General features: G+C 70.8%; 21 protein-coding genes, 1 tRNA gene and 1 riboswitch. Of the genes, 8 read left to right on the plus strand and 14 right to left on the minus strand.

Annotation, left to right across the window (positions count from 1 at the left end):
• Positions 1-260 precede the first annotated feature (260 nt).
• Positions 261-1,571 carry an SGNH/GDSL hydrolase family protein gene (locus ABR737_RS17720; RefSeq protein ID WP_350251134.1) on the plus strand — a complete coding sequence of 437 codons (1,311 nt, stop codon included), beginning with the start codon at positions 261-263 and terminating at the stop codon, positions 1,569-1,571.
• 25 nt (positions 1,572-1,596) lie between these two features.
• Here ABR737_RS17720 and ABR737_RS17725 read toward each other — a convergent pair whose 3' ends face one another.
• The 4 genes from ABR737_RS17725 to ABR737_RS17740 all read right to left on the minus strand — a co-directional run bounded on the left by ABR737_RS17725 (position 1,597) and on the right by ABR737_RS17740 (position 5,079).
• Positions 1,597-2,316 (minus strand): DUF1707 SHOCT-like domain-containing protein, encoded by a 720-nt coding sequence (locus ABR737_RS17725; RefSeq protein WP_350251135.1) that lies wholly within the window; start codon positions 2,314-2,316, stop codon positions 1,597-1,599.
• Between the two features lie 9 nt (positions 2,317-2,325).
• Entirely contained in the window at positions 2,326-3,354 is a 1,029-nt protein-coding gene (locus tag ABR737_RS17730) for an ABC transporter ATP-binding protein (RefSeq protein WP_350256822.1), read from the minus strand.
• 71 nt (positions 3,355-3,425) lie between these two features.
• Positions 3,426-4,190: an ABC transporter permease gene (locus ABR737_RS17735; RefSeq protein ID WP_350256823.1), complete on the minus strand. Its 765-nt coding sequence runs from the start codon at positions 4,188-4,190 to the stop codon at positions 3,426-3,428.
• 91 nt (positions 4,191-4,281) lie between these two features.
• Positions 4,282-5,079 (minus strand): ABC transporter permease, encoded by a 798-nt coding sequence (locus ABR737_RS17740; RefSeq protein ID WP_350251136.1) that lies wholly within the window; start codon positions 5,077-5,079, stop codon positions 4,282-4,284.
• A 288-nt stretch (positions 5,080-5,367) separates the two neighbouring features.
• On the opposite strand from ABR737_RS17740, the gene ABR737_RS17745 reads away from it, so the two are divergent.
• A complete protein-coding gene (locus ABR737_RS17745) occupies positions 5,368-7,572 on the plus strand; it encodes a transglycosylase domain-containing protein (RefSeq protein ID WP_350251137.1) in 2,205 nt (734 codons plus the stop codon).
• Positions 7,573-7,705: 133 nt separating this feature from the next.
• On the opposite strand, the gene ABR737_RS17750 is transcribed toward ABR737_RS17745, so the two are convergent.
• From ABR737_RS17750 to ABR737_RS17760, 3 genes are all read right to left on the minus strand, one after another.
• Entirely contained in the window at positions 7,706-8,026 is a 321-nt protein-coding gene (locus ABR737_RS17750) for a DMT family transporter (RefSeq protein ID WP_350251138.1), read from the minus strand.
• A 33-nt stretch (positions 8,027-8,059) separates the two neighbouring features.
• Positions 8,060-8,120, minus strand: a riboswitch (guanidine-III (ykkC-III) riboswitch).
• Between the two features lie 92 nt (positions 8,121-8,212).
• On the minus strand, positions 8,213-8,515 hold the full coding sequence (locus ABR737_RS17755; RefSeq protein WP_048828920.1) for a GroES family chaperonin: 303 nt from the start codon (positions 8,513-8,515) through the stop codon (positions 8,213-8,215).
• A gap of 109 nt (positions 8,516-8,624) precedes the next feature.
• Positions 8,625-8,942, minus strand: coding sequence for a DUF3618 domain-containing protein (locus ABR737_RS17760; protein WP_350251139.1), 318 nt, complete (start codon positions 8,940-8,942; stop codon positions 8,625-8,627).
• Positions 8,943-9,201: 259 nt separating this feature from the next.
• On the opposite strand from ABR737_RS17760, the gene bcp reads away from it, so the two are divergent.
• The gene (gene bcp, locus ABR737_RS17765; protein WP_350251140.1) at positions 9,202-9,669 is read left to right on the plus strand and encodes a thioredoxin-dependent thiol peroxidase; all 468 of its coding nucleotides are present in this window, start codon (positions 9,202-9,204) and stop codon (positions 9,667-9,669) included.
• Here the strand turns inward: bcp and ABR737_RS17770 are convergent.
• Complete coding sequence (locus tag ABR737_RS17770; RefSeq protein WP_350251141.1) at positions 9,650-10,921, minus strand: sensor histidine kinase; 1,272 nt, start codon at positions 10,919-10,921, stop codon at positions 9,650-9,652. The genes bcp and ABR737_RS17770 overlap by 20 nt on opposite strands.
• Positions 10,921-11,424 carry a hypothetical protein gene (locus tag ABR737_RS17775; RefSeq protein WP_350251142.1) on the minus strand — a complete coding sequence of 168 codons (504 nt, stop codon included), beginning with the start codon at positions 11,422-11,424 and terminating at the stop codon, positions 10,921-10,923. The genes ABR737_RS17770 and ABR737_RS17775 overlap by 1 nt, the downstream gene beginning before the upstream one ends.
• A 343-nt stretch (positions 11,425-11,767) precedes the next feature.
• Here ABR737_RS17775 and ABR737_RS17780 point away from each other — a divergent pair, with 343 nt between their 5' ends.
• The 4 genes from ABR737_RS17780 to ABR737_RS17795 all read left to right on the plus strand — a co-directional run bounded on the left by ABR737_RS17780 (position 11,768) and on the right by ABR737_RS17795 (position 15,069).
• Complete coding sequence (locus ABR737_RS17780; RefSeq protein WP_350251143.1) at positions 11,768-13,306, plus strand: MFS transporter; 1,539 nt, start codon at positions 11,768-11,770, stop codon at positions 13,304-13,306.
• A 177-nt stretch (positions 13,307-13,483) separates the two neighbouring features.
• A complete protein-coding gene (locus ABR737_RS17785; protein WP_350251145.1) occupies positions 13,484-14,107 on the plus strand; it encodes an HNH endonuclease in 624 nt (207 codons plus the stop codon).
• A gap of 9 nt (positions 14,108-14,116) precedes the next feature.
• Positions 14,117-14,983 carry an HNH endonuclease gene (locus tag ABR737_RS17790; RefSeq protein WP_350251146.1) on the plus strand — a complete coding sequence of 289 codons (867 nt, stop codon included), beginning with the start codon at positions 14,117-14,119 and terminating at the stop codon, positions 14,981-14,983.
• A gap of 11 nt (positions 14,984-14,994) precedes the next feature.
• Positions 14,995-15,069, plus strand: a tRNA-Leu gene (locus ABR737_RS17795).
• 68 nt (positions 15,070-15,137) lie between these two features.
• Here ABR737_RS17795 and rdgB read toward each other — a convergent pair.
• The 5 genes from rdgB to ABR737_RS17820 form a co-directional block, all read right to left on the minus strand.
• Positions 15,138-15,773, minus strand: coding sequence for an RdgB/HAM1 family non-canonical purine NTP pyrophosphatase (gene rdgB / locus ABR737_RS17800; protein WP_350251147.1), 636 nt, complete (start codon positions 15,771-15,773; stop codon positions 15,138-15,140).
• A 9-nt stretch (positions 15,774-15,782) separates the two neighbouring features.
• Positions 15,783-16,190 (minus strand): hypothetical protein, encoded by a 408-nt coding sequence (locus tag ABR737_RS17805; protein WP_350251148.1) that lies wholly within the window; start codon positions 16,188-16,190, stop codon positions 15,783-15,785.
• Positions 16,191-16,507: 317 nt separating this feature from the next.
• On the minus strand, positions 16,508-16,651 hold the full coding sequence (locus ABR737_RS17810; protein WP_350251149.1) for an SCO1431 family membrane protein: 144 nt from the start codon (positions 16,649-16,651) through the stop codon (positions 16,508-16,510).
• Between the two features lie 310 nt (positions 16,652-16,961).
• Complete coding sequence (gene rph / locus ABR737_RS17815; RefSeq protein WP_350251150.1) at positions 16,962-17,693, minus strand: ribonuclease PH; 732 nt, start codon at positions 17,691-17,693, stop codon at positions 16,962-16,964.
• A gap of 98 nt (positions 17,694-17,791) precedes the next feature.
• The gene (locus ABR737_RS17820) at positions 17,792-18,025 is read right to left on the minus strand and encodes a PTS sugar transporter subunit IIB (protein WP_018091307.1); all 234 of its coding nucleotides are present in this window, start codon (positions 18,023-18,025) and stop codon (positions 17,792-17,794) included.
• Positions 18,026-18,249: 224 nt separating this feature from the next.
• Here ABR737_RS17820 and ABR737_RS17825 point away from each other — a divergent pair, with 224 nt between their 5' ends.
• Entirely contained in the window at positions 18,250-19,560 is a 1,311-nt protein-coding gene (locus ABR737_RS17825) for a PTS transporter subunit EIIC (protein WP_350251151.1), read from the plus strand.
• Positions 19,561-19,745: the final 185 nt, after the last annotated feature.

Raw genomic sequence — 19,745 nt, forward strand, 5'->3', positions numbered from 1 at the left:
CCCCCGCCATCCTCCGGACCGCCCCGCTGCGCACACACAACCGCCGCTACGGACCTATATCCCACTGTGACCTACTCCTGGAACGCACCACGAGTTCCCCGCGTCCATGCCAGGGAGGCATCGAGCGGGGCGACGGGCGGCACCCCGGAGGTCCGTGGGATCATGATGGACCGATCGGACCGCAACGGTGCCGCTGATCATCCGCTGCCCTTGCCCGCCCGGAGCGTGCTGCTCCGCTTTACCCAGGAGACCCCTCCCGCATGACGAAAAGTGTGGGTTACTCCCTGCTCGCCGGTCTGGCGGCAGTGGTGGTGCTGATCTCGACCGCCATATTCGTCGGCTTCGGCGGCGACGGCGGGGGGCTGGACGGTTCCTCGCACAAGCCGCGCGACCCGGCCGCGCCGGCGGTCTCCGGGCAATGGGTCGGCACCTGGTCGGCGGCCGCGGCGGCGGCCGAGCCCGGCACGCTCAACGGCTACGCGGGGATGTCGATACGCAACGTCGTGCACACCAGCGTCGGCGGGGCGGGCGTGCGCATCCAGCTCTCCAACCTCTACGGCACCCGCCCGCTGGTGGTGAGCCATGCCACCCTGGCGCTGGCCGCGGCCCCCAGCAACCCCACGGCCGCGAGCGGCACCATGCGGCGGCTCTCCTTCAACGGCAAGCCCGCGGTGACCATCCCGGCGGGCGGCGCGGTCACCAGCGACCCGACCCGGCTGAAGGTGCCGGGCGACGCGGACCTGCTGGTCACCACGTACTCCCCGTCCCCCTCGGGGCCCGCCACCTACCACCCGTACGCCCGGCAGACCTCCTACCTGGCGCGCGGCGACCGGGCCGAGGACGCCACCGGCGCGGCCTACACCGAGCAGAGCCCGTACTGGCGCTATCTGACCGGTGTGGACGTATGGAGCACCCAGGCCCGCGGCTCGGTCGTGGCGATCGGCGACTCGATCACCGACGGCATCACCTCCACCGCCGGCGCCAACCACCGCTGGACGGACTTCCTCGCGGCGAGGCTGCGCAACGAGCCGGGCGCGCCCCGCTACGGCGTCCTCAACCAGGGCATCAGCGGCAACCGCCTGCTGGTCAACGGCTCCCGGTTCTCCCCGAACAACGGGCCCAGCGTGCTGTCCCGCCTGGAACGCGATGGGCTGTCGCGGACCGGGGTGAAGGCGGTGATCGTCGAGATCGGGCTGAACGACCTGTTCAAGACCCCGCGCCAGCTCGACCCGCAGAAGGTCGTGGCGGGGATGCGGGAGATCGTCCGGCAGGCGCACGCCCGCGGGCTGCGCGTCACCGGCAGCACCCTTACCCCGTTCGGGGGGCACCGCGGTTACTCCAACCTGCTGAATTCGGTGCGCCAACAGGTCAACCGCATCATCCGCTCCGGCACCGTCTACGACGAGGTCGTGGACTTCGACAAGGCGCTGCGCGACCCGGCGGCCCCGGTGCGGCTGCGGCCCTCCTACGACTCCGGTGACCATCTCCACCCGAGCGACGAGGGCTTCCGGGCGATGGCGAACGCGGTGAACCTCGCTCACCTCAAGCTGGCCGCGCCCGCCGCGCTCTGACGCGAACGGAGCAGGGGCCGCCGACTCAGCCCAACTCCTTGCGCGGGTGACCGTCGAGGCGGCGCTCCTCCTTCATGCGCCGCTGCTCCTCCTTCAGACGGCGCTGCTCCTCCTTCATGCGCCGCCTCTCGGCCCTCGGCAGCTTGCGCTCGACGCCGACGCCGCCCATCATCGCCAGGCCCTTGATGATCACGCGGGGCGCACCGGGCTCACCCGGCACTCCGTCCTCGCGCGAGCCGAAGCCGCCCATGAGGCCCAGGCCGCGCATCTCGACCTCGACGCCCGGCGGCACCATGATGTTCACCCCGCCCATGAGCACCCAGCAGGAGATGACGATCTCGGGACCGGCGAAGCGCGCCTCGCGCAGATCGATCTCGCCGCCGCCCATGAGGCAGGCCGCCGTGAAGCGGCGCCCGATCGTCCACCGGCCCTTGCGCTGGAAGCCGCCCATGCAGGCCAGGCCGGCCGATGAGCCCTCCGTGCCGTCCACGATCCGCTCCGCCCACGGCGTGGGCGCCGTGCTCTCCTTGCGCAGCGACAGCGGGGCCGGGGCGGTCGCGGCCACCGGCAGATCGGCGGTGAGGCGTTCCAACTCCCCGTAGGTGCGGGCCTTGTAGGCCGCGTCCAGCCGCTCGTCGAACTCCTCCATCGCCAGCCGCCCTTCGGCGACGGCATCCCGCAGGATCTCCGAGACCCGTTCACGGTCGGCATCGGAAGCGCGCAATTCCGGGAGGTCTTCAGTCATACGGACACATTAGAGGGCGCGGCTCGCGTTGCCCTCGCTCTGCCCGGTTTCCGGTCGCTTCCGGCCGCTCGCGTACAACTCGGCGATCAAGGTCTCGATGTCCGGCTCCCGCACCGACAGATCCACCAGCGGATAGCGCGCGGCGACGGCGGCGACCAGCGGGGCCGCGCTCTGCGACGCCGGGAACGCCAGCCACTGCCGGGGCCCGTCCACCTTGACCGTACGGGCGCCCGGTACGCCCTCGATCGGGGGCAGTTGCCGCTCCAGGTCCACCACCAGCGTCCGCTCGCCCTCACCGGCCGCCCGCAGCCCGTCGAGGCCGCCGTCGTAGACCAGCCGGCCGTGGTCGATGACCATCACCCGGCGGCACAACTGCTCGATGTCGGTGAGGTCATGGGTGGTCAGCAGGACCGTGGTGCCCCGCTCGGCGTTCACCTCGCGCAGGAACCCGCGCACCTTCGCCTTGCTGACCACGTCGAGGCCGATGGTCGGCTCGTCGAGATACAGCACCTCGGGGTCGTGCAGCAGCGCGGCCGCGAGGTCGCCGCGCATCCGCTGTCCCAGCGACAGCTGCCGTACCGGTACGGCCAGCAGCGGGCCCAGGTCCAGCAGCTCGGTACAGCGGGCCAGGTTGGCGCGGTAGACGGCGTCCGGGACCCGGTACATCCGCCGCACCAGCTCGTAGGAGTCCTGCAGCGGCAGGTCCCACCACAGGGTGGTGCGCTGCCCGAAGACCACCCCGATCCGGCGGGCGAGCCGGGTCCGCCCGCGGTCGTGGCCCGCGCGCAGACCGGACCCCGGGGACGGGTCGATGCCCGCGATCCGCAGCCGGCCGCCGCTGGGCACCAGAATGCCCGTCAGCATCTTGATCGTGGTGGACTTCCCGGCGCCGTTCGGGCCGATGAAGCCGACCATCTCGCCGCGCGGCACCCCGAAGGAGATGCCGTCCACGGCCCGGACCTCCTGGCGCACCCGCCGCAGCCGGCCCGCCTTGCGCCGCACCGAGAAGACCTTCTCCAGGCCGTCCACCTCGATCAGCGGCGCCGCCCCGGCGGTTTCCCTCACCACGTGTCCTCCTCTGCCGTCCCGTTCCCGCACATGAGGCCCGGTCAGCTTCCCGTGCTCCGGTACGCCCGGAGCCCCAGCCGCCACGCCAGCCCGGCCCCCGTACACATCAGCGCCGCCACCACGGGCCCCATGAAGTCCACCCAGCCCGGCAACCCCAGCGGATCGGGGCGGCCCAGCAGCCGCAGCGCGGGCAGCCAGTTCACAAAGGCCAGCGGGACGAGGAAGGTGACCCCGCGCACCAGCTCCTTGGCGAACACCGTCGGCGGGTACTGCAGCATCGCGTGGCCGCCGTAGGTGAAGGAGTTCTGCACCTCGGCCGCGTCCTGCGCCCAGAACTGGAAGGCGGCACCCGCGGTGAAGACCGCCGCGAAGATGGCCGTTCCGCACACCGCCATCAGCGGCACCATCAGCACCCGGCCCACCGTCCACTCCACCGGCAGATGCGGCAGCGACCAGCCGAGCACCAGCAGCGCCTGGGTGAGCCGGCCCAGCCTGCGCAGCGCGAAACGGTCCGCCGCGACCTGCGCGAAGACCGGCGCGGGACGCAGCAGCAGGACGTCGAGGGTGCCGTCCCGCACCCGCCGCCCCAGCCCTTCGATGCTGCCCAGCAGCAGATCCGCCAGGCCCAGCGACACTCCGGACGTCCCGTACAGGAAGGCCACTTCGGGCAGCGAGAACCCGCCGAGGGCGTCGATCCGCGAGAACATCAGCATGATCGCGACAAAGTCCAGGGCGTTGGCCGCGAAGTTGCCGAACGCCATCATCAGGAACGAGGCCCGGTAGGCGAGGGCGGAGCGCATCCACATCCGCACGATCAGCCCGTACGCGAAGATCCCCTCGGCGACGCGTCCCCCGCCGCCGGCCCGCTCCCCCGGCCCGCCGCCAGGGGGTGTCTTTCTAGCCACCGTGCACCACCACCTTGCGGGTCGCCGCCGACTGCACCAGCCGTCCCAGCGCCAGCAGCGCCACGGCCCACCCGGCCTGGAACACCAGCCCCCGCAGCAGCGCGCCGCCGCTGCGCGCGCCCACCAGCGCATCGGCCGGCACCTGCAGGACCGCCGCCCAGGGCAGCAGCTGGGCGACCTCGCCCAGGGCGCCGGGGAAGACCCGCAGCGGAAGCACCATCCCTGAGAAGAACATGCAGGCCAGGCCGCTGATCAGGGCCAGTCCCGTGCCGTCGAGGAGCCAGAACGAGGCCAGTGCGACGAGATAGCGCAGGGTGAAGCTGACCAGCACCCCGAGCAGCACGGACAGCAGGAAACAGCCCCAGGTCAGCGCATCACCGGGCAGCGCGAGCGGAAAGGCCAGGGCGCCCACCGCCATCGGCACCACCCCGCGGGCAACCAGCTGCAGGGCGGCCCGCCCCAGATCCGCGGCGAGCCACCACAACTGCAGATCCGCGGGCCGGTAGAGGTCCACGGCGATATCGCCGGTGCGGATCCGCTCCTGCAGCTCCTCCAGACCGCCGCTGCCCATCAGGCCCGTGCAGGCCAGCAGCGCCTGCCCGGTCCACACGAAGGCCAGCGCCTGCGCCTGGTCGTAGCCGCCCAGATGCGGCCGCTCGTCCCACAGCGCGATATACGTGAAGGCGACGATGAAGCCGAAGACGGTGTTGGTGAACACGCCCGCCACGGTGGCGATGCGGTAGGTGGCGTACCGCCGGAAGCTGCCGGCTGCCACCGCGGCGTACCACACGACGCGTTCCCCCCAGCCCCGTAATCGTCGGACGGCCAAAGCACCGGAGCCTAGCCACCGTGCACGGCAACCCGCCATCGCTTTATCACCGCTTCGGGTGAGCCACGGGCGCCGTTCGGCCGGTCAGCTGGCGGACTCCGGTGCGCGCCACCCCGCCCGACCGGGGCACATGATGCGAGAGTTTCCCCACGGGCGGCAGGTGCTCCGGCGACCTCCCGCGCGCATCCCCCGACACGACACGACCGCCGCGGTACAACCTTCGGCGGCGGCCGAGGAGTCCTTACCCACATGAGCGGACAACGCACAGGCTGGCGCCGTGTCCTCCCCACCTGGCGCGCGGTGCTGGGCACCGTGCTGCTGTTCCTGCTGCTCATCATCGGCGGGCTGGTGGCCGGTTATCTGCTCGTCGGGATCCCGCCGGCCAACAGCGCCGCAAAGGCCCAGAGCACCGTCTACCTCTACTCCGACGGCTCCGAGCTGGCCCGCGACGGCGAGATCAACCGGCAGAACGTCACCCTCGGCCAGGTCCCGAAATCCGTCCAGCAGGCCGTACTCGCCGCCGAGGACCGCGACTTCTACTCCGAGTCCGCGGTCGATCCCGCCGCGATGCTCCGCGCCGCCTGGAACACCGTGACCGGCAAGGGCAAGCAGTCCGGCTCCACCATCACCCAGCAGTACGTGAAGAATTACTACCTCGGCCAGGAACAGACCGTCACCCGCAAGGCCAAGGAGTTCTTCATCGCCATCAAGCTGGACCGCGAGGTGAGCAAGGACCGGATCCTGGAGGGCTACCTCAACTCCAGCTACTACGGCCGCAACGCCTACGGCATCCAGGCCGCCGCCCAGTCCTACTACGGCCGCAACGCCGAGCAGCTGACCACCGCTCAGGGCGCCTACCTCGCCACCCTCCTCAACGCCCCCAGCGCCTACGACATCACCGCCCACCCCGGCAACCGTGCGCGGGTGCTGTCCCGCTGGAACTACGTCCTGGACGGCATGGTGAAGCAGAAGTGGCTCACCCCGGCCGACCGGGCCGCGCTGGAGTTCCCCCTGCCCAAGCCCGCCAAGCCCTCCGCGGGGCTGTCCGGCCAGCGCGGCTACCTCGTCGAAGCGGTCAAGAACTACCTCACCGACAACAAGATCCTCGACGAGGACACCCTGCGGACCGGCGGCTACCGCATCACCACCACCATCAGCAAGAAACGCCAGAACGCCTTCGTCAAGGCGGTCAACACCCGGGTGATGGACCGCCTCGACGACTCCCGGAAGATCGACCGCTCCGTCCGGGCCGGCGGCGCCTCCATCGACCCCGCGAGCGGCCGGGTCGTCGCCCTCTACGGCGGGATCGACTACGCCAAGCAGTTCGTCAACGGCGCCACCCGCAGCGACTACCAGGTCGGCTCCACTTTCAAGCCGATCGTCTTCGCCTCCGCCGTACAGAACAACTCCACCACCCAGGACGGCGAGCGGATCACCCCCAACACCGTCTACGACGGCACCAACAAGCGGATGACGGTCAGTCACGGCCGCTCCACCGGCTTCGCGCCCGCCAACGAGGACGACCGCTCCTACGGCCCGATCACCGTCAGCGAGGCCACCGACAAGTCCGTCAACGCCGTCTACGCGCAGATGGGCATCGACGTCGGCCCCGCCAAGGTCAAGGCCACCGCCGTCGACCTGGGCATCCCCGCGGGCACCCCCAGCCTCGCCTCGTCCGAAGGCGCGATCTCGCTGGGCACCGCCACGCCCAGCGTCCTGGACATGGCCCAGGTCTACGCCACCCTCGCCCACCACGGCAGCCACCGGCCGTACACCCTGGTCGACAAGATCACCAAGAGCGAGCAGGAGGAGGTCGAGCTGCCCGAGCGCGAGGAGACCACCGCCATCCCGCGCGCCGCGGCCGACACCACCACCTCGATCCTGCGCAGCGTCGTCGACGGCGGCACCGGCACCGCGGCCCAGGGCGCCGGGCGGCCCGCGGCCGGCAAGACCGGCACCGCGGAGGACGACAAGGCCGCGTGGTTCGCGGGCTACACACCCGATCTCGCCACCGTCGTCGCGGTGCTCGGCCAGAACCCGGAGAGCGCCGCCCAGGAACCCCTCTACGGCGCCGGAGGGCTGGCGCGGGTCAACGGCGGCGACTACCCCGCCCAGATCTGGGCCGACTACACCGCGGCCGCGCTGAACGGGCGCCCGGTCCGCGATTTCGACCTGCAGCTGGAGGAGGGCGCGGAGCCGGTGTCGCCCTCGCCGTCCGGCAGCGACTCGGCCTCCCCCGACGTCTCGGGCTCGCCGTCCGACGGCCCGAGCGGATCGACCGCCCCCACCCCGCCCACCGGCGCCCCCACCCGCCCGACCGGCGAACCTCCCACCCCCACCACCCCGGCCGAACCCACACCGACCGCCGAGCCCACCCACGACACCCCGACGTTCGAGCCCCAGAGCGACGACCTGGAGCAGCGGCTGCGGTGGCGGTGGGGCGAGGGCGGTTAGCGGCGGCCGGGGGCAGGAGCCACAGCGGGCAGGGGCGCGAGCGGGAGGCGCCACAGCGGGCAGACGCCACAGCGGCCGGGGGTGGCGCACCGGGCGGCGGCGTACGCCCCCTCAGTGCCCCGAGGTCACCCCCTCAGTGCCCCGAGGTCGCCTTGAGCCCGACCACCGCCACCAGCAGCAGGCAGATGAAGAAGATCCGGGCCGCCGTGGCCGGTTCGCCGAGCGTCATCATGCCGACCACCGCCGCACCGGCCGCCCCGATGCCGACCCACACGCCGTAGGCGGTACCGATCGGCAGGCTCCGGGCCGCGTACGAGAGCAGGGCCATGCTGGCGACGATGCCCGCGCCGGTGAACACACTGGGCCACAGCCGGGTGAAGCCGTCGGTGAACTTCATCCCGACCGACCAGCCGACCTCCAGCAGTCCGGCGATCACGAGCAGGATCCAGGCCATGACGGGCACCTCCGCGACAAGAGCTTCACCAGGGGTGCGTCGTCTTGTCGTGACCCGGTACGGCGCGTCTCGTCGGGTGCGTCCGAGGCTAGCAAAGGGCAGCGAAACGGGCGGTGACCTCGGTCACCGCCCGTGGGGTACGAAGGGGGGCTACAGCTACTGAAGGGGCGAGGCCTGCGGATCGGGCTACAGGTACAGCCCGGTCGCGTCCTCCGCGCCTTCCAGCCGCTCCGCGGCCACCGCATGCAGATCGCGCTCGCGCATCAGCACGTACGCGACGCCGCGCACCTCGACCTCGGCCCGGTCCTCCGGGTCGTACAGCACCCGGTCCCCCACCTCGACGGTCCGCACGTTCTGCCCGACCGCCACCACCTCGGCCCAGGCCAGGCGGCGGCCGACCGCAGCGGTCGCGGGAATGACGATGCCCCCCGACGAGCGGCGCTCGCCCTCGGGGATGTCCGTCCGGACCAGCACACGGTCGTGCAGCATCCGGATCGGCAGCTTGTCGTGGGTGTCCTTGGTGTTATTCGGGCTCACGGCATGACCGTACCTGCCCGGCGGCGTCCGGGAGGCACCACGGCCGCACCCGGGACAGCCCTCAGCGGCGCCGCCGGGCGCGCAGCGTCAGCAGACCGACCACGGCCACACCGACCATCGCCACCGGAACGATCCGTTCCAGCCGCGGCGCCCCGTCCTGCGACACCAACTGGGCCCGCACGTCCGAGACCGCACGATTGGCGGCCACGTATGCCCGCCCCGCCGTACGGTCCACGGCGGCCGCCGCTTTCGCCTTGGCGTCGTCCATGATCGTCTTCGGGTGCAGCCGCACACCGATCTCGTCGAGCGTGACGGCGAGCTCCTGCCGCCTGCGGACGATGTCCGCCTCGATCTGCGCCGGGGTCCTGGCTTCCGCCACCGCGCTGCCTCCGTCGTCTCGCGCCGATGCGTACGGGGGCCGGGCACGAGGCCCCGTACGGAACCGGCCACACAGCTGACTGCCGATTCGTGATGGACAGTCTGTCAGCTCACGCCCCCTTGCGCCCCACAGCACCCCCGTTTCGCACCCCCGAGGCGCCCCGGGACGCCCCCGGCGCCCCTCCGCGCCCCGGCTGGCTAATGTCGGGGGCGTACGGCCCCACGCCTCGGGACCCTACGGACCCACACCAAGGAGAGTCATGAGCGAGCGACTGCAGCCGGGCGACACCGCCCCCGCCTTCACCCTGCCCGACGCGGACGGCAAGCAGGTCTCGCTCGCCGACCACCGGGGCCGCAAGGTCATCGTCTACTTCTACCCGGCCGCCCTGACCCCCGGCTGCACCAAGCAGGCCTGCGACTTCACCGACAACCTCGGCTTCCTCGCCGGCCACGGCTACGACGTCATCGGCATCTCCCCCGACAAGCCGGAGAAGCTCGCCAAGTTCCGGGAGAAGGAGGACCTGAAGGTCACCCTCCTCGGCGACCCCGGCAAGGAGGTCCTGGAGGCCTACGGCGCCTTCGGCGAGAAGAAGCTCTACGGCAAGACCGTCACCGGCGTCATCCGCTCCACCGTCATCCTCGACGAGGAGGGCACGGTCGAGCGCGCCCTCTACAACGTCAAGGCCACCGGGCATGTCGCTAAGATCATCAAGGACCTGGGGCTGTAGGGCACGCCGGCCCCTCCCACTCCGGCAGTTCGAGCACCGCTTCGGCGCCGCCGTCCGCGGCAGCGCCGAAGTCCAGCCGCGCCCCCAGCACCCCCGCCTGCCCGGCCGCGATCGTCAGCCCCAGACCGTGCCCGGTCCCCCGCTCCGGCGCCGCCGTACGGAACCGCCGCGGCCCCTCCGCACACAGCTCCGCCGGATAGCCGGGGCCGTGATCGCGCACCACGATCCGCGCCCCCGCCACCACCACCTCGATCGGCGGCTTGCCGTGCTTGGCCGCGTTCGCCAGCAGGTTCACCAGCACCCGCTCCACCCGCCGCCGGTCCGTCTCCACGATCCGCGGCTCCCCCTCCACGGACACCGACACCTCGTCCACCCCGCGCTGGCGCGCCGCCCGCTGCACGATCCCGCGCACCAGCGACGGCAGCTCACAGGCGTCCAGATCCGCCCGCTCCACCCCCGCGTCCAGCCGCGAGACCTCCAGCAGGTCCTCCACCAGCCGCCGCATCGCCTGCGCCCGGTCCCGCACCAGCTCCACCGCCCGCGGCTGCGGCAACAGCTCGGCGGCCGCGACCAGACCGGCCACCGGCGTCCGCAGCTCATGCGCCACATCCGCGGTGAACTCGCGCTCCGCCTGCGCCTGGGCCGCCAGCGACGTCGCCATGTGATGCACGCTCCGGCCCAACTCGGCCACCTCGTCGCGGCCGTTGCTCGCCAGCGCATCCGCGTCCGGCGCCTCCCCCGCCGCGATCCGCCGCGCCGCCGCCGCACTCAGCCGCAGCCGCCGCGACAGCCGCTGCGCGACGAACCACGACACCACCGCCATCAGCACGACCGTGCCGCACCCCGCGATCAGCAGCGCCCGGTCCAGCGCCAGCTGCGACGGATCGTCGTGCGGGTAGGCCGCGGACACCGACAGCGTCCGCGTCGGCGCGCCCTCGCCGGAGCCCCCGACCCCGGTCGCCGCCCACACCCGGGGGTCCTCACCACCGCTGATGTACGTCCCCGACCGGTTCTTGAACACCGCGTCCCGCAACGGCGACGGCAGGGTCGCATCGTCCACCTGCGCCCCCAGCGCCCGCGTGCCGTCCCGCTCGTAGATCTGCAGCGCCGAACTCAGCCGGTCGTCCTGATACGCCCGCGCCGCCCGCTCCCGCTCGGCGTCCGCTATGTGGTGCACCGCAAAACCGAGCACCACCACGGCCAGCGCCGTCATACCTGAAATGGCCAGGGCGATCCGGCCTCGAATGCCCATCACGCGAGGTTGTACATCTCCGTCGTGTCACCGAGCGGCGTCGAGCCCTCGTACCGCACTTCGAGACCGGTGAACACCAGCCCCCCGTCGACCGCCTTCGGGGCGAACAGCCGGAAGGTCGCCGGGAAGCCGGAATCCGCACCGCCCCCCGTGGTCTTCTCCACCTGCACCACGCCGGCACCGAACGCCTCCCTGGCACCGTAGTACTTCCAGGAGATCCCGGTCGCCACCGTCCCCGCGTCCCGGCAGGCCAGCGTGATGACATGCGGTTTGGACACCGGGGTGCCGAAGCCGCAGTCCCGCACCCCCGGCAGGCCGGAGGGCGGCTTGCCGTCCTCCTTCACGTCCTGCACCGCCGCCGTCTTCGGCGCGGCGTCCACCGCCGACGCACGGTCCGACGCCTGGCCGAACCACACCCCGCCGGCCGCCAGCACCGTCACCGCGGCGAAGGCCGCCAGCACGGTACGCGCCGGGAGCCGGCGAGACCTCTCGCGGTCGGTCATCACGTTCTCCTCCCGGGGACCACGCCCCGTACCCCCACCCGGCACACAAGCATGCCGCGCCCGACGCTTCACTCTGCCGCCCCCCGGACACAGGCTGATTGCCCGAACGCTGCGGTGACCACTCGGCTGTGTACCAGTCCTGTAACAAGCCCTGCCGCACCCCTGGCGCGATCCCCGCCCCGCCCCGCCGCATCCCGCCTCCCGTGCGCCGGACGGGCCAGCCGCGCGTGACGAATATCGCTTCATCCCTTCAGAGTGGTTTGGATCGGCGCTCCGCTGCGCAGGCGCACCTGTCGTACCCCGCCCGCGCACCCACGCGCTGACCGACCGAGAGGACCGCCTCGTGCCGACCGGCAGCACCGAAGCCGACCCCGTGCCCGACCAGGACCGGGAAGCGCTCAAGCGTCACCGGGTGCTCTTCCGTGCCGTCGCCCGGCGCAAGAATCCCAAACTGCGGCGCACCGACATCACCGTCACCGACGAGCGCGTGGTCAAGCGTGCCGTGAAGGCCGCGGCGCTCGGCAACGCCATGGAATGGTTCGACTTCGGGATCTACAGCTATCTCGCGGTCATCATCGGCAACGTCTTCTTCCCCGGCGGCAGCGACACCACCAAGCTGCTGTCGTCGTTCGCGACCTTCGCGGTGGCGTTCCTCGTACGCCCCCTGGGCGGCGCCTACTTCGGCCCTCTCGGCGACCGTATCGGCCGCAAGAAGGTCCTCGCCTTCACCATGATCATGATGGCGCTGGGCACCTTCTGCATCGGCCTGATCCCGTCCTACGCCACCATCGGCTTCTGGTCCCCGGTCCTGCTCATCCTCTTCCGCCTCGTCCAGGGCTTCTCCACCGGTGGTGAGTACGGCGGTGCCTCCACCTTCATCGCCGAGTACGCCCCCGACAAGAAGCGCGGTTTCTACGGCAGCTTCCTGGAGATGGGCACCCTGATCGGGTACACCGGTGCCGCCGGCATTGTGCTGCTGCTCAACTCCACCGTGGGCGACGACGCGATGAACAGCTGGGGCTGGCGCCTGCCGTTCCTGATCGCCGGTCCCCTCGGCCTGGTGGGTCTCTACCTCCGGGTCAAGCTCGACGAGACCCCCGCCTTCCAGAAGTTCGAGGCCGCCCACACCCACAGCGCCACCGGCTCCGTCGTCGAGGCCGAGGCCGAGTTCTCGCACCTGTCCGAGAACGCCCCCAAGAAGAAGATCAGCGAGATCTTCGCCCAGCAGTGGCCCACCCTCATCCTGTGCATCGCCCTGGTCGGCGCGTACAACATCACCGACTACATGCTGCTGTCGTACATGCCGACCTACCTGACGGACACCCTCCACTACCAGGAGTCCCACGGCCTGCTGATCCTTCTCGGCACCATGGTCGCCCTGATGTGCGTCATCAGCACCGTCGGCAAACTGAACGACCGCTACGGCCGCAAGCCCCTGCTGATGGCCGGCATGCTCGGCTTCTTCCTCACCGCCATCCCGGCCTTCCTCCTGGTCAACCAGGGCAGCCTCGGCGCGGTCATCGGCGGTATGGCCCTCCTCGGCCTCTCCCTGGTCTGCCTGCTCGGCACCATGTCCGCCGCACTCCCCGCGCTCTTCCCCACCAACGTCCGCTACGGATCCCTCTCCATCGGCTACAACCTGGCCGTCTCCCTCTTCGGCGGCACCACGCCCCTGGTGATCACCGCCCTGATGGGCGCCTTCCACGGCAACGTCATGGTCCCCGCCTACTACACGATGGGCGCCGCCCTCGTCGGCGTCATCGCCGTGGCCTGCATGAAGGAAACCGCCCAGCAGCCCCTCGACGGCTCCCCGCCCTCCGTCGCCACCAAGAAGGAAGCCGTCGAACTCATCGAGTCCCAGACTCCGGAACCGCGGTTCTGAACCGCACTCCACAACGCGGAAGGGCCCCCGGGAACGCCCCCGGGGGCCTTCCGTCTTTCCTGCCCCGCCTTTTCCGTCCCCGCTTTCCCGCCCCTGCCGTAACCGGCTCCGCGTTCGATCGTTGTTCTGTTCGAGAGGATGCGCGGGGAGGGGCCTGCGCGCAGGACGGGGGAAAGCATGCCGGTCAAGTACACGCCCGAACGGCTCGCGGAGGCCGCGCGTGCGTCGTCCTCGTTCGACGGCGCCGTGCGATGGTTCGGCGGGACACCGACGCCGGGCAGCAGACGCTACCTGCGCGCAAGGATGCGGGAAGCAGGCGTCGACACCGCACACTTCGCCGTCCCCGGCGTACGGCACACCGAGGCCAGACTCCGCCACCTCGCGGCCTGCTCGCACAGCATTGCCGAGGTCGTACGCCGCCTCGGCATCAGCCCGGTCGGCGGAAATCACGCACACATCGGCCGACGCCTCGCCGAACTGGGCATCGACACCTCGCATTTCACCCCTCTGCCCCGGGAGCGCCCCGAGGTCACCAAGCGCGATCGTCTGGTACTGGGCTCGCCGGCGGGCGGCCGCACCGCGGGTGAACGTCTCCGCAAGGAATTACTGTGCAAGGGCGTTCCGGAGCGGTGTGTCATGTGCGGCACGGAGGCGCAGTGGAACGGCAAGCCGTTGCGCCTCGAAGTCGATCACCTCAACGGTGACTGGTGGGACAACCGCCCAGCCAACTTGCGCTTGCTGTGCCCCAATTGCCATGCGGTGACCGACACCTATCGCGGCCGCAAGCCGCGGCGGAAGTGAGCCCTGCCCATGGCCCGGCGCCTCATCTACACCCGCGACGTGCTGACCCGTACGGCCGCTGCCTCCACCAGCCTGGTCGACATGCTGCGCCGGCTCGGGGCGCCCCTGGGCAGCGGTCCGCGCAGATACCTACGCGACCGGCTGCAGCACCACGGCATCGACACCACGCATTTCGTCGATGAACCGCTCCCCCGCCGCCGACACCGTTCGTACACCGAGGCACTGCTCAAAGAAGCCGCCGCGCAGTCCCACAGCATCCGGGAAATGATGGCGTACATGGAGGTACCGCCGTACGACAGCGCGTACACCCACCTCCGCAGGAAGCTGGATCAATTCGGCATCGACACCTCCCACTTCACCCCTCGCGGGCTTGGCTCCTCACTGCTTCCACGCGACGATCTGGAAAAGGCCGTGGCGTCCTCACAGAGTCTCGCCGGAGTCCTCGCCCGCCTCGCCCTGACCGACAACGGCACATCGCGAAGAGCACTGAAACGCAGCATCGAGGCATACGGCCTGCCGACCGGGCACTTCACCGGTCAGGGCCACAGGCGTGGGCTCCCTTCCCCGGCACGCAAGTCCGCCGACGCCATCCTGCGGCGAAGCGAGCCTGGTTCCCGACGCGAGAAGACAACGTTCTTACGCCGCGCCCTCGATGAGAAGAACGTCTCCCGGCAGTGCGCGGAGTGCGGTCTCGGGGACACCTGGCAGGGCAAGCGGCTCGTCCTGGAGATCGACCACATCAACGGTGACCGGCTGGACAGTCGTCTGGAGAACCTTCGCTATCTGTGTCCCTCGTGCCACAGCCAGACGAGGACTTTTTCCTCCCGGTCGGCGCACTCGGCCATCCCCGCACAGCCGCGCGCCCGGGCACAGTAAAGTAGGCGCGCGGGCCCGTACCCCAGTTGGCCAGAGGGCGCCGGTTTAGGTCCGGTGTGTCGTGGGTTCGAGTCCCACCGGGCCCACCTGCGCATACGGCCTCCCCGCCATCGGACGGGGAGGCCGTTTTCGTGCCTTCGGGCCGGCTATCGCCTCAGCCCAGCAACTCCCGCACCACCGGTGCCAGCGCCCGGAACGCCTGGCCGCGGTGGCTGATGGCGTTCTTCTCGGCGGGGGGCAGTTCGGCGCAGGTACGAGTGTGGCCGAGGGGCTGGAGGATGGGGTCGTAGCCGAAGCCGCCGGTGCCGGAAGGGGTGTGGCGGAGGGTGCCTTCGAGCTTGCCCTCGACGACGCGCTCGGTGCCGTCGGGGAGGGCGAGGGCCGCGGCGCAGTAGAAGTGGGCGGCGCGGTGTTCCTCGGCGATGTCGGCCAGCTGGGCGAGGAGCAGGGCGAGGTTGGCCTGATCGTCGCCGTGGGTGCCCGACCAGCGCGCGGAGAAGATGCCGGGGGCGCCGCCGAGGACGTCCACGCAGAGGCCCGAGTCGTCGGCGACGGCGGGGTGGCCGGTGGCCTGGGCAAGGGCGTGGGCCTTGAGGAGGGCGTTCTCGGCGAAGGTGACGCCGGTTTCCTTGACGTCGGGGATCTCGGGATAGGCGTCGGCGCCGACAAGGTCCACATCGAGGTCGGCGGTCTCCAGGATGGCCCGGAGTTCGGTGACCTTGCCGGCGTTGCGGGTGGCGAGGATGAGGCGACGGGGGGCTGCGGAGTGTCCACCGGTGTGAGGCTGCATGGGCAGTGATTATCCCGGTGTGCAGATCCTCGTCATGTCCTGGGCCCCGTCGACGATCGGCTGTATGTCGGGGGCCTTGTTGCGGTCGAGGTCCTTGCGGGCGGCCTTGATGCCGTTGTTCGTCTTGTCGACGGCCTTGGACAGCTCGGGATCGTTCGCTTCCTTGCTCAGCTTCTGCAGGTTGGTGTCGATGTTGTCGAGGGCCTGCTCGGCCTTCTGCGGGTCGGTGAGGGAGTTGTCCGCGGCCTGCTGGAGCTTGTCGACGGCATTGACGACGGAGGTGGCGGTCTTGGCGCAGTCCATGGCCTTCTGGACCGCCCCGCAGCCGGAGAGCAGCGGTATCGCAAGGGTCGCGACGGCTAACGCGGCGCATGCGGTGGTGGCGGGGCGACGGTGCCGGCGGGTGCGCGGGGCCATGGTGCGGTTCCTTCCCTCGGGTCATGCTCGGGCAAAGGAAGAAACGCGGGACGGGGCCGTTTGGTTGCCCGTCCACCGGCGCCGGGGGCCGGGATCGGACACCGGGGTGTGGAGCGGGACGGGAGGCAGGTGCTGGGCGCGGTAGCCGGATGCGGGGGCTGGGCGCGGTAGCCGGATGCGGGGCCGGCGGCGAGGACCGGGCCGGGCGCGGGGACCGGACTCGACGGGAGCTGGACGCGGGGCCGGACGCGGGGGTCCTCCCGGCGGTCAGGCGCGGGAGCCGTCCCGGCGGTCAGGCGCGGGAGCCGTCCCGGCGGTCAGACGAGGCCGGTCTGGGTGAGCAGCATGGCGAGGACGACGACGAGGGTCCAGCCGAGGATGTGCTCCAGGAGCCGGGAGTCGTCCTGGGGCCCGCCGGTGCGGGCGCGGATGCGGGGCGCGGTCGCGGCAGTTGTGGGCATGGCTCCACCATGCGATGGCCACGGGGGCCTTTTCCAGAGAGGGACGTCCCATGAGAAAAGCCTCACAGGGGGAGGGTGCGGGGCCTCCCCCTGTGGCGCGGGGTTTCCGCGTGGTGGTTCGCGCAGTGGGCCGCCTCAGGCTGGCGAACCGCCTCAGACCGCGGGTCACCTCGGGCCCCGGGACACCTCAGGCGCCCCAGGCCGCCTCAGACCGGCGGGCCACCTCAGACCCCGAGCCACCTCAGGCCCCGGCCCGCCCGCGGACAGCCGGCCCGCCGCCCCGCCCCGCCCGCTCCGGCCATCGCTCCCCTCAGAGCGTGCGGGCCAGTGCCGCCCGCTGGGCCTCGTCGAGCTCGGCGCAGCCGGCGACGGCGAGGTCGAGGAGGGAGTTGAGTTCGTCGCGGGCGAAGGGCTCGGCCTCGGCGGTGCCCTGGACCTCGACGAAGCGGCCGTCGCCGGTGCAGACGACGTTCATGTCGGTGTCGGCGCGGACGTCTTCCTCGTAGCAGAGGTCGAGGAGGGGGGTGCCGCCGACGATGCCGACGCTGACGGCGGAGACGGTGCCGGTCAGCGGCTTGCGGCCGTGCTTGATGAGCTTCTTGCCCTGGGCCCAGGTGACCGCGTCGGCGAGGGCGACATAGGCGCCGGTGATGGCGGCGGTACGGGTGCCGCCGTCGGCCTGGAGGACGTCGCAGTCCAGGACGATGGTGTTCTCGCCGAGGGCCTTGTAGTCGATGACGGCGCGCAGCGAGCGGCCGATCAGGCGGCTGATTTCGTGGGTGCGGCCGCCGATCTTGCCACGGACGGATTCGCGGTCGCCGCGGGTGTTCGTGGAGCGAGGCAGCATCGAGTACTCGGCGGTGACCCAGCCTTCGCCGGTGCCCTTGCGCCAGCGCGGTACGCCCTCGGTGACGGATGCGGTGCAGAAGACTTTGGTGTCGCCGAAGGAGATGAGGACGGATCCTTCGGCGTGCTTGCTCCAGCCGCGTTCGATGGTGACCGGGCGGAGCTGTTCGGGGGTGCGGCCGTCGATGCGAGACATGGCGTAGACCCTATCGGGAATGACGAGGGCCCCACTCCGGGGCGGTGGACCGTCCGGGGCGGGGCCGTCTCGAGCGGCCTGGCGGCCGGCTCGTCAGCTCACATCATGTCTTCGATCTCGGCGGCGATGGGGTCGGCGTCGGTGCCGATGACGACCTGGATCGCGGTGCCCATCTTGACGACGCCGTGGGCGCCGGCGGCCTTGAGGGCGGCCTCGTCGACGAGGGAGGAGTCGACGACCTCGGTGCGGAGGCGGGTGATGCAGCCCTCGACCTCTTCGATGTTGTCGAGTCCGCCGAGCCCGGCGACGATCTTCTCAGCCTTGCTGGCCATGTCCACTCCTGCTTGTCTCGGCCGCCGGCGGTTCAGCCGTGCGGTTTTCACACCGTAACGCACGTTCAGCCCAACAATATGGGCGTTTGTCCGCGCTCTCGCGAAGGATGGCGATCACCGGAGTGCGCACCGGAACGTCCGGCCGCACCACGAGTGGTCTACACCACCAGTATGCGCCAAGCACGAGGCCGGTTGCCGACGGGCCGACTGCCGGGAGGACACGGATGAGTTCGGACGCAGCGGCGGCGCCGGGCAGGAACTGGACGTCGAATCTCTTCCAGGGTCTGCAGAAGATGGGGCGCAGTCTGCAGTTGCCGATTGCCGTCCTGCCCGCTGCGGGAATTCTCAACCGTCTCGGCCAGCCGGATGTGTTCGGCGCGGACGGGCTGGGCTGGGACGCCGTCGGCAAGGTGTTCGCGGCCGCGGGCGGCGCGCTGCTGGATTCGGGGCTCGGGCTGCCGCTGCTGTTCTGTATCGGTGTGGCGATCGGTATGGCCAAGAAGGCGGACGGCTCGACGGCGCTGGCCGCGGTGGTCGGGTTCCTCGTCTACTTCTCGGTCATGCATGCGTTTCCGGCGGGCTGCGCCGCGGGCCAGACGTACACCCAGGCGGGCCTGTGGAGCGGGGTGTGCGTGGACCGGAAGCTGACGGTGACGCAGGCCTCGTTCCAGAACCCTGGAGTGTTCGGCGGCATCGTCATGGGGTTTCTGTCCGCCTGGCTCTGGCAGCGCTTTCACCGGGTGAAGCTGGTGGACTGGCTGGGGTTCTTCAACGGCCGCCGGCTGGTCCCGATCATCATGGCCTTCGTCGGCCTGGTGTTCGCGGTGCTGTGCCTGTTCGTCTGGCAGCCGATCGGCGATGCGCTGACGAGCTTCAGTGAATGGCTGTCGGGGCTGGGGGCGTGGGGTGCGGGGATCTTCGGTGTCGCCAACCGTGCCCTGCTGGTGATCGGCCTGCATCAGTTCCTGAACACCTTTGTCTGGTTCCAGTTCGGCAGTTTCACCAAGCCGGACGGCACGGTCGTCCACGGTGACATCAACCGGTTCCTGGCGGGCGATCCGGACGCGGGGCAGTTCACCACCGGGTTCTTCCCGATCATGATGTTTGCGCTGCCGGCCGCGGCGCTGGCGATCGCGCACTGCGCCAAGCCGCACCGCCGCAAGGAGATCACCGGCATGATGCTGTCGGTCGGCCTGACCTCGTTCGTGACGGGCGTGACCGAGCCGATCGAGTATTCGTTCCTCTTCATCGCGCCGGTGCTGTACGCGATCCATGCCGTGCTGACCGGGGTGTCGATGGGGGTGTGCTGGGCGCTGGGGGTGCACGACAGCTTCAGCTTCTCGGCGGGCCTGATCGACTACGTCATCAACTGGGGTCTGGCGACCAAACCCTGGCTGATCATCCCCATCGGCCTGTGCTTCGCGGTGGTGTACTACGCCCTCTTCCGTTTCGTCATCACGAAATTCCATCTGCCGACGCCCGGCCGGGAGCCGGACGAGGTGGGGGACGCGATGGAACGGGAGAACGTGAAGTAGGAGGACGCGCCGCGCCGCCGGCCCCCGGGTTCCACTGCCCGGGGGCCGGTTGTCGTGTGGTCCACACCACTTGGAAGAATGGATTCCTTTATGTCAGGTCTACGTGCTAAGAATGGTCTAAACCACTAGTGGTGTAGACCAAGGTGTAGACCAAACGCGGGCCGTCCCCCCTTTTGAGTGCCCGC

The sequence above is a fragment of the Streptomyces sp. Edi2 genome, assembly GCF_040253635.1.
Classification (GTDB): domain Bacteria; phylum Actinomycetota; class Actinomycetes; order Streptomycetales; family Streptomycetaceae; genus Streptomyces.

What these genes read in the sequence shown, in the direction of transcription:
- ABR737_RS17720 (WP_350251134.1), top strand. Translation starts at nt 261, where the DNA reads ATGACGAAAAGTGTGGGTTACTCCCTGCTCGCCGGTCTGGCGGCAGTG.
- ABR737_RS17725 (WP_350251135.1), bottom strand. Translation starts at nt 2,316, where the DNA reads ATGACTGAAGACCTCCCGGAATTGCGCGCTTCCGATGCCGACCGTGAA.
- ABR737_RS17735 (WP_350256823.1), bottom strand. Translation starts at nt 4,190, where the DNA reads ATGTGGATGCGCTCCGCCCTCGCCTACCGGGCCTCGTTCCTGATGATG.
- ABR737_RS17745 (WP_350251137.1), top strand. Translation starts at nt 5,368, where the DNA reads ATGAGCGGACAACGCACAGGCTGGCGCCGTGTCCTCCCCACCTGGCGC.
- ABR737_RS17750 (WP_350251138.1), bottom strand. Translation starts at nt 8,026, where the DNA reads ATGGCCTGGATCCTGCTCGTGATCGCCGGACTGCTGGAGGTCGGCTGG.
- ABR737_RS17755 (WP_048828920.1), bottom strand. Translation starts at nt 8,515, where the DNA reads ATGCTGCACGACCGTGTGCTGGTCCGGACGGACATCCCCGAGGGCGAG.
- bcp (WP_350251140.1), top strand. Translation starts at nt 9,202, where the DNA reads ATGAGCGAGCGACTGCAGCCGGGCGACACCGCCCCCGCCTTCACCCTG.
- ABR737_RS17770 (WP_350251141.1), bottom strand. Translation starts at nt 10,921, where the DNA reads ATGGGCATTCGAGGCCGGATCGCCCTGGCCATTTCAGGTATGACGGCG.
- ABR737_RS17775 (WP_350251142.1), bottom strand. Translation starts at nt 11,424, where the DNA reads ATGACCGACCGCGAGAGGTCTCGCCGGCTCCCGGCGCGTACCGTGCTG.
- ABR737_RS17785 (WP_350251145.1), top strand. Translation starts at nt 13,484, where the DNA reads ATGCCGGTCAAGTACACGCCCGAACGGCTCGCGGAGGCCGCGCGTGCG.
- ABR737_RS17790 (WP_350251146.1), top strand. Translation starts at nt 14,117, where the DNA reads ATGGCCCGGCGCCTCATCTACACCCGCGACGTGCTGACCCGTACGGCC.
- rdgB (WP_350251147.1), bottom strand. Translation starts at nt 15,773, where the DNA reads ATGCAGCCTCACACCGGTGGACACTCCGCAGCCCCCCGTCGCCTCATC.
- ABR737_RS17805 (WP_350251148.1), bottom strand. Translation starts at nt 16,190, where the DNA reads ATGGCCCCGCGCACCCGCCGGCACCGTCGCCCCGCCACCACCGCATGC.
- ABR737_RS17810 (WP_350251149.1), bottom strand. Translation starts at nt 16,651, where the DNA reads ATGCCCACAACTGCCGCGACCGCGCCCCGCATCCGCGCCCGCACCGGC.
- rph (WP_350251150.1), bottom strand. Translation starts at nt 17,693, where the DNA reads ATGTCTCGCATCGACGGCCGCACCCCCGAACAGCTCCGCCCGGTCACC.
- ABR737_RS17820 (WP_018091307.1), bottom strand. Translation starts at nt 18,025, where the DNA reads ATGGCCAGCAAGGCTGAGAAGATCGTCGCCGGGCTCGGCGGACTCGAC.
- ABR737_RS17825 (WP_350251151.1), top strand. Translation starts at nt 18,250, where the DNA reads ATGAGTTCGGACGCAGCGGCGGCGCCGGGCAGGAACTGGACGTCGAAT.